The following is a 13,155-nucleotide window of genomic DNA, read 5'->3' as shown; positions in this document are numbered from 1 at the left end:
TTCAATTCAGAGGAATCACCATGCCTTGCCTTTCAAGCCGCCACGCGCTCAGCGTGATGGCGGTGCTCGCGTCCGCCTTGAGTTTACTGAGCGCCTGTTCTCAGACCAGCGCCGCCCAAAGCGATGGTCTGCGACTGGCCACCTGGAACCTGGAATGGCTGCTCACCCCCGCCGACCGGGCCGAACTGGGCAGCCGCTGCACCAGCCAACAGCCCCGCAGCTACGAACGTGGCCTGCCCTGTACACCGGGCAAAGCCCAGCCGCCCACGCGCACGTCGGCCGACTTTGATGCCCTGGCCCGCACCGCTCAGCAACTGCACGATGGCGTTCAAGCCGATGCCGTGGCCTTGCAGGAAGTGGATGGCGCGGTGGCCGCTCGGCAGGTGTTCCGCCAAGGCTGGAAGCTGGACTGCTTCGTCAACCGCGCGCATCCGCAAAAGGTCGGTTTCGCCATCCGCGAAGGCACGCCTTACCGCTGCAATGGCGACCTGAATGCTTTGGATGTCGATGGCAGCACCCGTGCTGGCGCCGATGTGACGCTGTACCCCGGCACATCACGCGAAGTGCGCCTGCTGTCCGTGCACTTGAAGAGTGGTTGCTTCAACGGCAAGCTGGACCGCCAGTTCGGCCCCTGCCAACGCCTGCGCCAGCAAGTGCCGGTGCTTGAGCGCTGGGTGGACGAGCGTGTGCGCGAGGGCAAGGCCTTCGCCATCCTGGGTGACTTCAATCGGCACCTGGACAAGGATTCGCGCTTTCCCGCCGGGCCAGACGAATCTCAGCCCTTGAACCTGTTCAATGCCTTGAGCGACAACGAGCCCGCCGGGGCTGTGCTGGTGCGGGCCACCGAGGGTGCCGACAGCATCCCCTGCAGTGCCGATGACCGCCACAAGCTCTACATCGACGACATCCTGGTCAGCGAGAAACTGGCTGCGCGTGCAGCCCAGAAGCAATTCACGCGGGTGCCCTTCGCTGCTGAGGACCAAGGGCGTTTGCTGTCGGATCACTGTCCGGTGGTTTACAGCTTGATCGGCTTGGGTCGATGAACGCTTGAATTTGCGCGCTTTGTCAGAGAGCGCGGGGCGGGGGCTGGGGCGGCATCCGTCGGGGCTTCAGGTGGGTGGTCCCGCTGTTAGCGGGACTGCCTTGCGAAGCGCAGGGTTGCGGTGGGGCCGTGGAACTCTCTTCGCGGCCTGCGGCCGCTGCGTTCAAACATCCACTGCCAGTCAGATGTTGATGCGCGCTGCGCGCGCCCACCTCAACCCTGCACTCCTCAAGCACCCACCCAGGCGCCCCGCCGGACACCGCCCCAGCCCCTTGTCGCCCCGCTGGTGGTGTGGCACGGTTTTCACGCGCGATTCGCGCCACTGATATGAGATGCCACGGCCGCTTGCTATGCGCAATCAGACCGCAACTCAGGGCAGTGCGTATGAAACCTTGCTTTCATTGATGGTGATCACGCCTGTTGACTGCAGCTCAGTCAAGAGCATTGCGAGTTCTTCGCTAGGCAATTGCTTCTGGAAAAGCGAAAGAATCGTGCTGGACAATGTTTTGACCGTGCGAGGCCTGGATGCGCCTCGTTGACGCAGATTGGCAATGACCACGGCCACCTTCTCCTGGAGCGTGTTGGAGTTCGCCGCCTTGAGTAACGGGATATCGCCAATGTCCTTAGATCTGGCGATGCCAACTTTCTGAGCCTTGATGTGCTGAATCAGTGGATCAAACCCAGCGTCCTTGGAGATGATGTGGAAGTAAGCCGTTGGGTCTTGCTGGACCAATTTCCCGATGTAGTACGCAATATGGAAGTCAAGCGCATTGCTTCCGTTGCCAGAGATTTTGATGTAGCTGGCACGAGCACCGAACTTCTGGACAGCGTTAGCCAGCTCGAAAGGGATCTTGGTTTGGCTAGCGCCAACGAAAACTGTGACGTGAAAGAAGTCAGCATCCAACCCCACCAACGAGGCTGGCTGAACATTCTCCAGGTCAATCAATACGTGGTTGATTCGCATAGATCGGCTCCCGCTTCTTACGGCCTGACTCATTTTCCACCGCACACTCTTGCCACACCACCTCGTGCCAAACCACCAGCGAGGCGATCAGGGGATGAGCCGGTGGCTGGCAGGGCGACGTCGGGGGCGTCGAGGAGCGCAGGGTTGAGGTGGGCGCGCGAAGCGCGCTTCGTCAACTGACTTGCTGTGGTTGTTTGAGCGCAGCGGCCATCAGGCCGCGTAGCGAGTTCCACAGCACCACCTCGACCCGAGCACCGCAGAGCAGTCCGCCGCAAAGCGGTGGACCGCCACCATCGGAGCCCTGCCAGCCACCGGCGAGTCCCAGCCTCGCGTTCACTGACAAAGTGCTTGAATCAAGCCTTGCCCTGGCTCGCCACCGCAGCAGCTGCCTTGGCAATCGAATCCGCATCGCCCAGGTAGTAGCTCTTGATCGGCTTCAGATCAGCATCCAGCTCATACACCAGCGGAATGCCATTGGGAATGTTCAGTCCCACGATCTCGGCGTCACCAATGTTGTCCAGGTACTTGACCAAAGCGCGGATGCTGTTGCCGTGCGCCGCCACCACGATGCGCTTGCCCGCCTTGATGGCCGGGGCCATGGACTCGTTCCAGAAAGGCAGCACGCGCTCCACGGTGTCTTTCAGGCATTCCGTCAGCGGGATCTGCTCAGGCTTGAGCTTGCTGTAGCGGATGTCCTGGCGCTGGCCGCGCGGGTCATCGGCAGCCAGCTCGGGCGGGGGCGTGTCATAGCTGCGGCGCCACACCAGCACCTGCTCGTCGCCGTACTGCTTGGCCGTCTCAGCCTTGTTCAGGCCCTGTAGGCCGCCATAGTGGCGCTCGTTCAGGCGCCAGGAGTTGACGACGGGCAGCCAGGGGCGGTCCATCTCGTCCAGCGCGTGCCACAAGGTGTGGATGGCGCGCTTGAGCACCGAGGTGTAGGCCACGTCGAATTCGTAGCCCTCGGCCCTGAGCAAACGCCCGGCCTGTTTGGCCTGTTCGACGCCCGTGGGGGTCAGGTCCACATCGGTCCAGCCGGTGAAACGGTTTTCGAGGTTCCAGGTGGATTCGCCATGGCGAATCAGCACAAGCTTGTACATGGCTTCAAGTCCGGTCGCGTAAAGGGAGTCGGAGATTATAAAATCCCATGTTTGCTACCCACACGAAAGATTTTCCATGAGCTATCTGCTTGAGAACTGGTACTGGCTTGTCGCAGCCTTGGCCTCCGGGGGCCTGCTGATGTGGCCCCAGATCAAGGGCGGCGCCAACGCTGGCTTGACCCCCGCGAATGCGGTGCATCTCATCAACCGCGAAAAAGCCCAGGTGATCGACGTGTGCGACGCGGCCGAATTCGCCGCCGGCCACGTGGTGGGCGCCAAGAACATCCCCCTGGACACCCTGACCGACAAGGTGAAAGGCCTGCCCGGCAACAAAACCACGCCTTTGGTGGTGGTGTGTGCCACTGGCGCGCGCAGCGCCAAGGCCGTGGCCCAGCTCAAAACCATGGGCTACGAGAAAGCCCAGGTGCTGGCCGGTGGCCTGAAAGCCTGGCGCGAAGCCAACCTGCCGGTCGAAAAAACGGCCTGATGCCACAAAACGGGCACCCGGTGGGTGCCCCCACAAGAGAGACGGTCATGCCAGGCGCAGGACAATGTCACCTGGATTGAACTCAAGCCTGAAGCCGAGCCGCCATGCAAGCCGTCAAGATGTACACCACCCAGGTCTGCCCCTACTGCGTTCGGGCCAAGATGCTGCTCAAGCAGCGCGGTGTCGAGAACATCGAAGAAATCCGCGTTGACCAGGACCCGGTGCAGCGCCAGCACATGATGCAGATCACGGGCCAGCGCACGGTGCCGCAGATCTTCATTGGCGACACCCACGTGGGCGGCTGCGACGACTTGATCGCGCTGGACCACCGGGGTGGCTTGATGCCCCTGCTCGGCGCCTGACCCACCCCTCACCTGAGGGGGTGCAGGGAGAAGGGCCGCCGTGCCTAGGGAATCCACGGGATGCCACTGGCCACCCTGGACGTGAACATAGTTCTATTACATAACTATTTCACACCCAGCATGCGCACCTCCTCCAAAACCTTGTCTGCCGTGGCCGTGGCCGCCACCTTGCTCTGCGGTGCCGCCTCCACCGCCCACGCGGGCCTGTTCACCCCCACCAAGCCCACCGAGGCGCAAACGCGCTACCCCATCGTGCTGGTGCACGGCCTGATGGGCTTTGACGACATCCTGGGCCTGGATTACTTCTACCAAATCCCCGCTGACCTGCGCAAGAACGGCGCCACCGTGCTGGTGGCCAAGGTCTCGGCCGTCAACGACAACGATGTGCGCGGTGAGCAATTGCTCAAGCAGCTCAAGGAATGGCAGGCCGCCAAGGGTTACACCAAGTTCAACCTGATCGGCCACAGCCAGGGCGGCCCCACGGCGCGCTATGCCGCCGGCATCGCGCCCGGATTGATCGCCAGCGTGACCACGGTGGGCTCGCCCCACACCATCCCGGTGGGCGGCCGCGTTGATGCCATCGGCACCTTGCTGAACAACTACGTGGGCGTGGTCTCTTTCCTGGGCAATTTGGTGGACTGGGCTTCAGGCCACAAAGACCTGCCGGTCGACGAGGCCGCGTTGAAAGCCTGGTCCGAGAACACGGCCGCCTTCAACGCGCGCTTCCCGGCCGGCATGCCCGCTACACCGTGCGCCAGCGGCCCAGCACTGGCCAGCAATGGCGTGGTCTATTACTCGGCCACCGGCAACGTGGCCAAGACCAATGCCTGGGACCCGGCCGACCTGTTGATGGCCGCCGGTGACGTCCCCAGCGACGGCCTGGTCGGCGTGTGCTCGGCCGCCTGGGGCCAGGTGTTGCGCAACGACTACCCCTGGAACCACTTTGATGAAGTCAACCAGGTCCTGGGTTTGATGGGCAAGGGGGCGCCCGACCCGGTGGCTTTTTACCGCCAGCAGGCGGCCCGCCTGAAAGCTTCGGGGCTTTGAGGCCGATGACGCGGGGCCCACAGGCCCCGCGTTGCGCTTACTTCAAAGCGCTGCGAGGCACCAAAGGCAAGACCAGGCTGGAAGGCCGACTGGGGTCGTTGTAGATGGTGCTGACATTGCCGTTGGCCTTCAACTGCTGCGGCGTGGCCCAGATGCCCTGAGCCTGGTTGCTGGCACTGATGGCAATGCGCAGCTTGTGGCCCTTGCGGATCAGCGCAGCAGCAGGGAAGACTTCCACCGGCACCAGCATCGCCTGGCCAGGCACCACGGCCAGCTTGGCCGCCTCGGTGAAGGGGTGCCAAGGCTGGACCATCACGCCATTGATGTAGCGCGAGCGGCTGGTGTCGACCACGCGGTGGCTGGCAGATTGCAAGCCCGTCGAGATGGGCGTGGCATTGCCCCACACATCCACGTCATCGATGCGAACCGCCACGGCCGCTTCGGTGTTCGTGGCCGACATCCAGATGTCAGCCTGCATGGGGCCGTTGATGTACATGTCTTCGGTCAGCGGGGCGGTCTGGTAGATCAGCGCCTTCTGCGCTTTCTCGACGGTGTTGCTGTTGGTGTAGCAAAGCTTGGGCAGCAAGCCGCCAATGCCCAGCGACCACTGCACATAGCTTGAAGAGCAATCGCTGCCATCGTTCAAGGTCACCTTGGCCTGCACGGTTTTGCCGGTGTCGCTGACGTTGTAGGTGATCGCAGCGCCCTTGGGCTCGGCGATGGTGTGGCTGGCTTCAGGCAGGAACGGTGCCTGGGTGGTCAGCTTCATGTTGCCGCGCAGGTAGTAGCGCTGCGGCTTGGCCTGGGGATGGGGCCAGTCGGTGGTGCTGGCAAAGCGCTTGCCCAGGATGCCGTAGCCTTCCACGTACTGCGTGACATTGGGCAAAGAGGCGGCACCCACCTCCATGCCGCGCAGGTACTGGTCAAACCATTGCAGCATCAGGAACTTGGTGGCCGGCGCGCCATTGGCGGTGCTGTTGTTCTCATCGTTCTGAGCGTTCATCACCGCCTGGAGGTGCGCGCCCGGCACGATCAGCAGCAGCTTGGTGGTGACCTTGTTCTTCAGTTGCTCGTACAGCAAGGGTTCGTCGCGCTGGAAGATGTCGTTGGAGCCACCCACGATGAAGGTGGGCACCTTGATGGCGGCGGCCTTTTCCAGGGGCGAACGGGTCGACCAGAAATCGCCGTCGTCGGTGGCGTAGCCCGTCATGCCTGCCAGGGAGTTGCCCACCGTGGGCAGGTACCAGCTGTCGATGGCGGCGATGTGCTCCTGGTTGGCGGCGTCGATCTGTGTCGCGAAGGTCGGGTGCAGGCTCTTGGCGATGTCGTTCTGGACGCTCAGCGCCTGCGTCAGTGGCAACCACAGGCTGATGAACTGGGCGTTGAGCAAGCCGCCCACACCCACCGTGCCACGGTAAGCGTCGCCCATGGGTACTTGGGCAAACACAGCCTTCACGGCGGGGTTTTGCTGCTCGGCGGTCAACAAGCTGGTGATGCCCAGGTAGGACGTGCCCGCCAGGCCCAGGTTGCCGTTGAACCACGGCTGCCTGGTCACCCACTCCACCGCTTCGCCATAGGCGGCCTGCTCGGCGGCGCCCAGCAAAGCACCTTGGCCATCGGACATGCCGGAGCCCAACACATCCACCGCGACCGAGATGTAGCCACGCTTGATCATGAACTCGTCTTTGCCACCCACCAGCAGGGTGTTGCCGGTCACGGCAAAGCTGCCCAGCAGTTGGCCCAGGTCAATGCGGTAAGCCGTCTGTGTCAGGACCGCAGGGAAAGCGCCCTGCACAGGGTTGCCTTTCGCATCGGCCGGCACGGACACCAGCACGGCCAGCTTCTGGCCATTCTTCATCGTGATGAACTGCAGCGGCAAGGTGACGGCCTTGGGATACTCTTCGGCGCGCGAGTAGTCTTTCCAGGCGGCATTGGCATTGGCCGTGATCGCGGGGTTGGCCTGGTTAAGGCTGCCCCGGGTGCCCAAGGTGGTCGTGGTCGCGGCCAGCGCGCTGGTGATGCCTGCGGTGAGAAGAACGGCAGCCAGACTGCTGAGTGCGAAGGCGCGCACGCCCTGGGTGGATCGTTGCATGGGGGAAGTCTCCTGTTTGGATCCAGCAAGCGTAAGGCGCACCAATGCAGCGGGCATTGACTTGAACGGCCACTTATTAACCCCGAGGGGGGGCTCTAGGGAAAGCCCCGACCATTGCAGTCGCGCTGGCGCATGGAAAACCCCCAGACTGCACCCCCATGCGAATCTCTCCCATCAACCTGAAGATCCTGGCCTACGCCCTCGATGTCGAAGGCTTCAACTCCAGTGCCGCGCTGCGGCGATGCGGCATCGAATCGATCGACGATCTGCAGGAGGAAGGCCCATGGGTACCGGCGGAACTCTTCGACCGCCTGATGGCCGCCGCCATCGAGGAGACCGGCGACTCGGCCTTCGGCCTGGTGGTTGGCAAAAGCATCGCGCTGATGCGCTATGGCGTGCTCACCCCCCTGGTGCTGGTCACCCCCAGCCTGAGACAGATGCTCGCCGACATCCGCCGCTATGCGGTGCTGGCCCTGGAGCGATCCGAAGTGGAACTGGCGGAGGCCGGAGCGACTGCCCGCCTGGTGGTGCAGCCCGCGGTTCAAAACGGCTTGAGTGGCCACTTCCGGATGGAGCAAGTGGCGACCAGTTCCATTCAGATGCTGAGGTTCGCGGGTGCCAGCCAGGCCGACATCCACCAGGTGAGCTTTCCACATGCGCCTCCAGCGGCGCATGAGCAACGCTATGTGGCCACCTTCGGGCAACGCCTGAGCTTTGGGCAAAAGGAATGTGCCATCACCTTCAACCCCGCCTTGCTGGACATGAAGCTGCCCACCCACGACCCGGTCGCTTATGTGGCAGCCAGAACGCGGGCGGACTCGTTGCTGTCCGCGATGAGGGCGGGCTCCGACATGGCGAACACGGTGCGTGCCTGGTTGCTGAGCGCGTTTCCAAGGCAGCCCACGGTGGCGGAAACGGCCGAGCACCTGGGCATGAGCGAGCGCAGTTTTCGCAGGCACCTGGGCCTGCTGGACACGACGCATGCCGAGCTGGCCCAGGAGTGCCAGCGCCTGACGGCGGAGCGCTTGCTGGCCGAGGGCAAGCTGCCGCTCAAGCAGATCGCGGAAGCGCTGGGCTTCTCATCGGTCCACAGCTTTCACCGGGCCTTCAGAAGATGGTCGGGCCTGACGCCGTCGGACTGGCGGGAGAGCCGCGGCGGCAAGGCTCAGCCATAGAAGCAAGTCATGCAGAAGACACCCCCGGCAGGTGCCGCATGCGCTTGATGTCGCGCTGCGGAGGCGCGCCAAACAGGCGGCTGTAATCGCGGCTGAACTGCGAGGCGCTTTCGTAGCCCACGCGGGCCGCCGTGGTGCCCGCGTCCAACGCCTGGTTCAACATCAGGTGCCGCGCCTCTTGCAGGCGCAGCTGCTTCTGATACTGCAAAGGGCTCATGCCTGTGAGGCCACGAAAGTGCTGCCGGAAGGTGGAGGGGCTCATGTGCGCCGTGGCCGCGAGTTCGTCCATCAGCACGTCGCTGCGGAAGTTCTGCTTGAGCCAGGCCATGGCCCGCGCGATCTGATGGCTGGGTGAACCTGCCGCCAACAGGTGCCGCAGGTAGAGGCCATGCGGCCCGGTGAGCAAGCGCACCATGATCTCTTGCTGGATCAAGGGCGCGATGTGGGCCAGGTGCTGCGGCTCGTTCACCAGTTGGACCAGGCGGATCACCGCGTCCAGCAAAGGCGCTTGCAAGGCGCTCAGCGAGATCGCGCGCGGCGCCTGCTCGCGCAACAGGGGTGGCAGGTCCATCTCGGAGGCCAACTGCAGCAGGGCACGCGCATCCAGCGTCAACAACAAGCCCAGGTAGGGCTGGGCCAGGCTGGCATGGGTGACGTGGGCCACCACCGGCAGGTCCACCGTGGTCAACAAGGATTGGCCAGGCCCATAGGCAAACACCTGGTCGCCAAAAGTGACCTGCTTGTGGCCCTGGGCCGGGATGGCCAGCCCCAAGGCATAGAAGCACGCCAGGGGGTCTGTTTTCACGCTGCTTCGGTAGACCGAAAGTTGCGTGATGCCCGTGGGGTGACTACCATCAGTTTGGGCAATCTGTCCCAGCGCTGTGGCCAGGGCTTCGAGGGTCATGGCCAGCCTTTCAAAAACATGAGTCACTGTACAACCGGCACTCCGGAGCAACTCAGCGTTTGATGAAGACTCGTTGAAAAAGGCAATACAAAAACCAAAAACGGCAAGCTCGCCACGGGACTGGCATGCACACTGAACCCCACCCCAAGGAGAGATGACCACCATGAGCACGCTCAACGTCAACGGCCAAAAGCACACGGTCGACACCGATCCCGGCACCCCCATCCTCTGGGCCTTGCGCGACACGCTGGGCATGACCGGTACCAAGTTCGGTTGCGGCGCGGCGCTGTGCGGCGCCTGCACCGTGCACCTGGATGGCCAGGCCATCCGCTCCTGCATCACCCCCATCTCGGCCGCCGAGGGCAAGAAAATCACCACCATCGAAGCCACCACCGATGGCCGCGACCGTGTTGGCACCGCCGTGCACGCGGCCTGGGTCAAGCACGATGTGGCGCAGTGCGGCTACTGCCAGAGCGGGCAGATCATGAGCGCCACCGCCTTCCTGAAATCGCTGCCCAAAGGCAAGCAACCCACCCCCGCCGAGATCGACTCGGCCATGGTCGGCAACATCTGTCGCTGCGGCACCTATGCCCGCATCCGCGCCGCGGTGGCCGATGCCGCCCGCACCCTGGCTTGAAGGAGCTGCCGCCATGTTGAACAACCTCGATCACCGCGACATGCCCCGCGCCCTGCAGCACATGCTGGCCCGCAGCCAAGCCGACACCAACGCCGCCACGATGCCGCGCCGCAGCTTCCTGAAGCTGGCCGGTGCGGGCGGCCTGGTGCTGGGCGCCTTTCCCCACCTGGCCCAAGGCGCCAGCGCGGACACCGCCCTCAAGCCCACGCAACAGCCCTCGGCCTTTGTGCAGATCGCGCCCAATGGCGAGGTCACCGTGGCCATCAACCGGCTGGAGTTTGGCCAAGGTGTGCAAACCGCCTTGCCCATGATCCTGGCCGAAGAACTCGATGCCGACTGGGCCCTGGTGCGCAGTCGCCATGGCAACAGCGACCCGGCCTACGCCGACCCGCTGTGGGGCATCCACCTGACCGGCGGCTCCAACTCGATCAAGCACAGCTTCACGCAGTACCGCGAACTGGGTGCCCGGGCCCGGGCCATGCTGCTCAGCGCCGCCGCCACGCGCTGGAACGTGGACGTGGCCACCTTGCGCACCCAAGCCGGCACGGTGATCGGCCCCGGCGGCCTCAAGCTGGGTTACGGTGAATTGGCCGAAGCCGCGATGGCCCTGCCCGTGCCCGAGAAAGTCGCGCTGAAAGACCCGAAGGATTTCCGCCTCATCGGGCGCCCCACCAACCGCCTGGATGCCAAGGCCAAAAGCAGCGGCCGCCAGGACTTCGGCATCGACACCCGCCTGCCCGGGCAACTGACGGCCGTGGTGGCCCACCCGCCGGTGTTCGGCGCCCGCATCGCCTCGCTGGACGACAGCGCCGCCCGCGCCATCAAGGGCGTGAAGGCCGTGCTGCGAGTGCCGCTGGACCGGGGCGCCGAAGGCGTGGCCGTGGTGGCCGATGGCTACTGGCCTGCCAAGCTGGGGCGCGATGCCCTCAAGGTGGAATGGGACAGCTCCAAAGTCGAAAAGGTGGACAGCGACAAGCTGCTGGCCCGGTACCGCGAGTTGGCCAAGCAGCCCGGCCCGCGCCAGTTCGACGCGGACATGGCGCCCCTGGCCACGGCGCCCAAACACATCGACGCCGAGTTCGTGTTCCCCTACCTGGCCCATGCGCCCATGGAGCCCTTGAACTGCACCGTTCAGCTCTCCGAGAACAAAGCCGACTTGTGGATTGGCACCCAGTTCCCCGGCGTGGATGGTGCGGCCGCCGCGCGCGTGCTGGGTCTCAAGCCCGAGCAGGTGGCCATGCATGTGCAGATGGCTGGCGGTGGCTTTGGCCGCCGCGCCGTGGGCAGCAGCGACTACGTGGTCGAAGCCTGCGAGATCGCCAAGGCCGCCCGCGCCGCTGGCCTGAACGCCCCCGTGCGCATGGTCTGGAGCCGCGAGGACGACATCAAGGGCGGCTATTACCGCCCCATGCACCTGCACCGCGCCCGCATCGGCTTCGACGCGCGCGGCCAGGTGCTGGCCTGGGACCACGTCCTGGTCGGCCAGTCCATCACAGCAGGCACGCCCTTCGAAGGCGGCATGGTCAAGAACGGCATCGACGCCACCGCCGTTGAAGGCATGCGTGATCCCTACGCCCTGCCCATGCGCCTGACGGTTCACCACCCCAAGGTCAACGTGCCGGTGTTGTGGTGGCGCAGCGTGGGCTCCACGCACACGGCCTTCGTGATGGAGACCCTGATCGACGAGATCGCCCGTGCCACCAGGCAAGACCCGGTGGCCTACCGCCTGGCGCTCTTCGGCGACAAACACCCGCGCCACCGCGCCGCCTTGCAACTGGCCGTGGACAAGAGCGGCTATGGCAAGAAGCGCTTGCCCGCGGGCCGCGCCTGGGGCGTGGCGGTGCACGAGTCCTTCGAGTCCGTGGTGGCCTATGTGGTCGAGGCCTCGGCCAAGAAGGGCAGCCCCGTGCTGCACCGCGTGACGGCGGGCGTGCACTGCAATCTGGTCGTGAATCCACGCACCGTGGAGGCGCAAGTGCAAGGCGCCGCGCTGATGGGCCTGTCGATGTGCCTGCCCGGCGCGGCCATCACCTTAAAGGATGGTGAAGTGCAGCAGAGCAACTTCGGTGACTTTGCGGTGCCGCGCATCACCGACATGCCCGAGGTCGCCGTGCACACCGTGCCGAGCGCCGACCCACCCACCGGCATGGGCGAGCCGGGCCTGCCACCACTGGCCCCGGCCTTTGCCAACGCCATCGCCAAGCTGACCGGCAAGCCGGTACGCCAATTGCCCTTCAAGCTGGCTTGAGCCCGCCCAACCTGAAGGAGACCCGCACCATGGAAGACCTCGACACCCTGGTCCTGCGCACCGCGCTGCGCTGGCAGACCGCTGGCCTGCCGGTGGTGCTGGTCACCGTGGCGCGAACCTGGGGCTCTTCACCCCGGCCACCGGGCTCGCTCATGGCCCTCAATGGCCAGGGGGAAGTCGTGGGATCGGTCTCGGGTGGCTGCATTGAAGACGACCTGATCCACCGCATCCGCGAAGGCGGTGTGCCCGCAGCCTGCGCCACCGATGCCCCCACCGTGTTGCGCTATGGCATCTCGGCCGACGAGGCCCACCGCTTCGGCCTGCCCTGCGGCGGCACCGTCGAACTGGTGCTGGAGGTGCTGGCCCCACACAGCCGCTTGGCCGAACTGCTGCAAGCCTGCCAACAACGGCGCAGCACCGAGCGCGTGCTGGACCTGCGCACAGGCCATGTGACCTTGCGCGAAGTTCAACGCGATGGCCGACGCGATGGCGTGCCCTGCCTCACCGACACCCAGCTCACCACTTACCTGGGGCCTCAAAACCGCCTGATCGTGATCGGTGCGGGTGACCTGTCGCGCTTCTTGTGCCAGATGGCGCTGAGCCTGGGCTTCGAGGTGGTGGTGTGCGATCCGCGCGAAGAGCACCGCGCCAGTTGGGGTCTGGACGGCATCGAGATCAGCCACGAGATGCCGGATGACCTGATCCTGCGGCTGCGCCCCGACGCGCGCACCGCCGTGGTCGCGCTCACGCACGATCCCAAGCTGGACGACCTGGCCCTGATCGACGCGCTGCAGTCCGAGGCCTTCTACGTGGGCGCCATTGGCTCGCGGCGCAACAGCACACTGCGCCGCGAGCGCTTGCACGAGCACTTCGACGTGCCCGAGTCCGCGCTGCAAGCCTTGCACGGACCTGCTGGCCTTTACATCGGCAGCAAGACCCCGGCCGAGATCGCGCTGTCGATCATGGCCGAGGTGGTGGCCGTGAAGAACGGCATCCACCGCCCCATGCCCGCACCCGTGGCCCTTGGCAAACAGCTGCATGACCACGAGCAGGATCAACCGGCCAGCACGGCCTTGACAGCCCCAAGTTGCCTGGCCTGA

General features: G+C 64.8%; 12 protein-coding genes. 8 read left to right on the top strand and 4 right to left on the bottom strand.

The genetic code is table 11. The features are described 5' to 3' along the window. The first annotated feature begins 20 nt into the window (after window positions 1-20). The gene (locus Q7V20_RS12165; protein WP_304791191.1) at window positions 21-1,043 is read left to right on the top strand and encodes an endonuclease/exonuclease/phosphatase family protein; all 1,023 of its coding nucleotides are present in this window, start codon (window positions 21-23) and stop codon (window positions 1,041-1,043) included. Between the two features lie 369 nt (window positions 1,044-1,412). Here Q7V20_RS12165 and Q7V20_RS12160 read toward each other — a convergent pair whose 3' ends face one another. After that, a complete protein-coding gene (locus Q7V20_RS12160; protein WP_304791188.1) occupies window positions 1,413-2,006 on the bottom strand; it encodes a PIN domain-containing protein in 594 nt (197 codons plus the stop codon). A gap of 353 nt (window positions 2,007-2,359) precedes the next feature. Next, a complete protein-coding gene (gene gpmA / locus Q7V20_RS12155; protein ID WP_304791186.1) occupies window positions 2,360-3,103 on the bottom strand; it encodes a 2,3-diphosphoglycerate-dependent phosphoglycerate mutase in 744 nt (247 codons plus the stop codon). A gap of 76 nt (window positions 3,104-3,179) precedes the next feature. Between gpmA and Q7V20_RS12150 the strand changes: the two genes are divergently transcribed. The 3 genes from Q7V20_RS12150 (at window position 3,180) to Q7V20_RS12140 (ending at window position 4,999) form a co-directional block, all read left to right on the top strand. After that, complete coding sequence (locus tag Q7V20_RS12150; RefSeq protein ID WP_304791183.1) at window positions 3,180-3,590, top strand: rhodanese-like domain-containing protein; 411 nt, start codon at window positions 3,180-3,182, stop codon at window positions 3,588-3,590. A 104-nt stretch (window positions 3,591-3,694) separates the two neighbouring features. Next, window positions 3,695-3,952 carry a glutaredoxin 3 gene (gene grxC / locus Q7V20_RS12145; RefSeq protein ID WP_304791180.1) on the top strand — a complete coding sequence of 86 codons (258 nt, stop codon included), beginning with the start codon at window positions 3,695-3,697 and terminating at the stop codon, window positions 3,950-3,952. A gap of 60 nt (window positions 3,953-4,012) precedes the next feature. Next, window positions 4,013-4,999, top strand: a complete 987-nt coding sequence (locus Q7V20_RS12140) for a triacylglycerol lipase (RefSeq protein WP_304791177.1) — start codon at window positions 4,013-4,015, stop codon at window positions 4,997-4,999. A gap of 37 nt (window positions 5,000-5,036) precedes the next feature. Here the strand turns inward: Q7V20_RS12140 and Q7V20_RS12135 are convergent, their stop codons facing one another. Further along, window positions 5,037-7,091, bottom strand: coding sequence for a CocE/NonD family hydrolase (locus Q7V20_RS12135; RefSeq protein ID WP_304791173.1), 2,055 nt, complete (start codon window positions 7,089-7,091; stop codon window positions 5,037-5,039). 158 nt (window positions 7,092-7,249) lie between these two features. Here Q7V20_RS12135 and Q7V20_RS12130 point away from each other — a divergent pair, with 158 nt between their 5' ends. Further along, entirely contained in the window at window positions 7,250-8,266 is a 1,017-nt protein-coding gene (locus Q7V20_RS12130; RefSeq protein ID WP_304791170.1) for an AraC family transcriptional regulator, read from the top strand. A gap of 7 nt (window positions 8,267-8,273) precedes the next feature. Here the strand turns inward: Q7V20_RS12130 and Q7V20_RS12125 are convergent, their stop codons facing one another. After that, a complete protein-coding gene (locus Q7V20_RS12125; RefSeq protein ID WP_304791167.1) occupies window positions 8,274-9,170 on the bottom strand; it encodes an AraC family transcriptional regulator in 897 nt (298 codons plus the stop codon). Between the two features lie 163 nt (window positions 9,171-9,333). On the opposite strand from Q7V20_RS12125, the gene Q7V20_RS12120 reads away from it, so the two are divergent. The 3 genes from Q7V20_RS12120 to Q7V20_RS12110 are packed head-to-tail and all read left to right on the top strand — an operon-like array spanning window position 9,334 to window position 13,155. Continuing rightward, window positions 9,334-9,807, top strand: coding sequence for a (2Fe-2S)-binding protein (locus Q7V20_RS12120; RefSeq protein ID WP_304791165.1), 474 nt, complete (start codon window positions 9,334-9,336; stop codon window positions 9,805-9,807). 13 nt (window positions 9,808-9,820) lie between these two features. Continuing rightward, a complete protein-coding gene (locus Q7V20_RS12115; RefSeq protein ID WP_304791162.1) occupies window positions 9,821-12,055 on the top strand; it encodes a xanthine dehydrogenase family protein molybdopterin-binding subunit in 2,235 nt (744 codons plus the stop codon). 29 nt (window positions 12,056-12,084) lie between these two features. Further along, window positions 12,085-13,155 carry an XdhC family protein gene (locus Q7V20_RS12110; protein ID WP_304791159.1) on the top strand — a complete coding sequence of 357 codons (1,071 nt, stop codon included), beginning with the start codon at window positions 12,085-12,087 and terminating at the stop codon, window positions 13,153-13,155.

The organism is Aquabacterium sp., assembly GCF_030652515.1.
In the GTDB taxonomy this organism is placed as follows: Bacteria; Pseudomonadota; Gammaproteobacteria; order Burkholderiales; family Burkholderiaceae_C; genus Aquabacterium.
Note: the sequence above shows the minus strand (reverse complement) of the source record. Positions and strands in the feature narration are given on the sequence as shown.

Coding starts and splice junctions, on each gene's coding strand:
- Q7V20_RS12165 (WP_304791191.1), top strand. CDS start 21: ATGCCTTGCCTTTCAAGCCGCCACGCGCTCAGCGTGATGGCGGTGCTC.
- Q7V20_RS12160 (WP_304791188.1), bottom strand. CDS start 2,006: ATGCGAATCAACCACGTATTGATTGACCTGGAGAATGTTCAGCCAGCC.
- gpmA (WP_304791186.1), bottom strand. CDS start 3,103: ATGTACAAGCTTGTGCTGATTCGCCATGGCGAATCCACCTGGAACCTC.
- Q7V20_RS12150 (WP_304791183.1), top strand. CDS start 3,180: ATGAGCTATCTGCTTGAGAACTGGTACTGGCTTGTCGCAGCCTTGGCC.
- grxC (WP_304791180.1), top strand. CDS start 3,695: ATGCAAGCCGTCAAGATGTACACCACCCAGGTCTGCCCCTACTGCGTT.
- Q7V20_RS12140 (WP_304791177.1), top strand. CDS start 4,013: ATGCCACTGGCCACCCTGGACGTGAACATAGTTCTATTACATAACTAT.
- Q7V20_RS12135 (WP_304791173.1), bottom strand. CDS start 7,091: ATGCAACGATCCACCCAGGGCGTGCGCGCCTTCGCACTCAGCAGTCTG.
- Q7V20_RS12130 (WP_304791170.1), top strand. CDS start 7,250: ATGCGAATCTCTCCCATCAACCTGAAGATCCTGGCCTACGCCCTCGAT.
- Q7V20_RS12125 (WP_304791167.1), bottom strand. CDS start 9,170: ATGACCCTCGAAGCCCTGGCCACAGCGCTGGGACAGATTGCCCAAACT.
- Q7V20_RS12120 (WP_304791165.1), top strand. CDS start 9,334: ATGAGCACGCTCAACGTCAACGGCCAAAAGCACACGGTCGACACCGAT.
- Q7V20_RS12115 (WP_304791162.1), top strand. CDS start 9,821: ATGTTGAACAACCTCGATCACCGCGACATGCCCCGCGCCCTGCAGCAC.
- Q7V20_RS12110 (WP_304791159.1), top strand. CDS start 12,085: ATGGAAGACCTCGACACCCTGGTCCTGCGCACCGCGCTGCGCTGGCAG.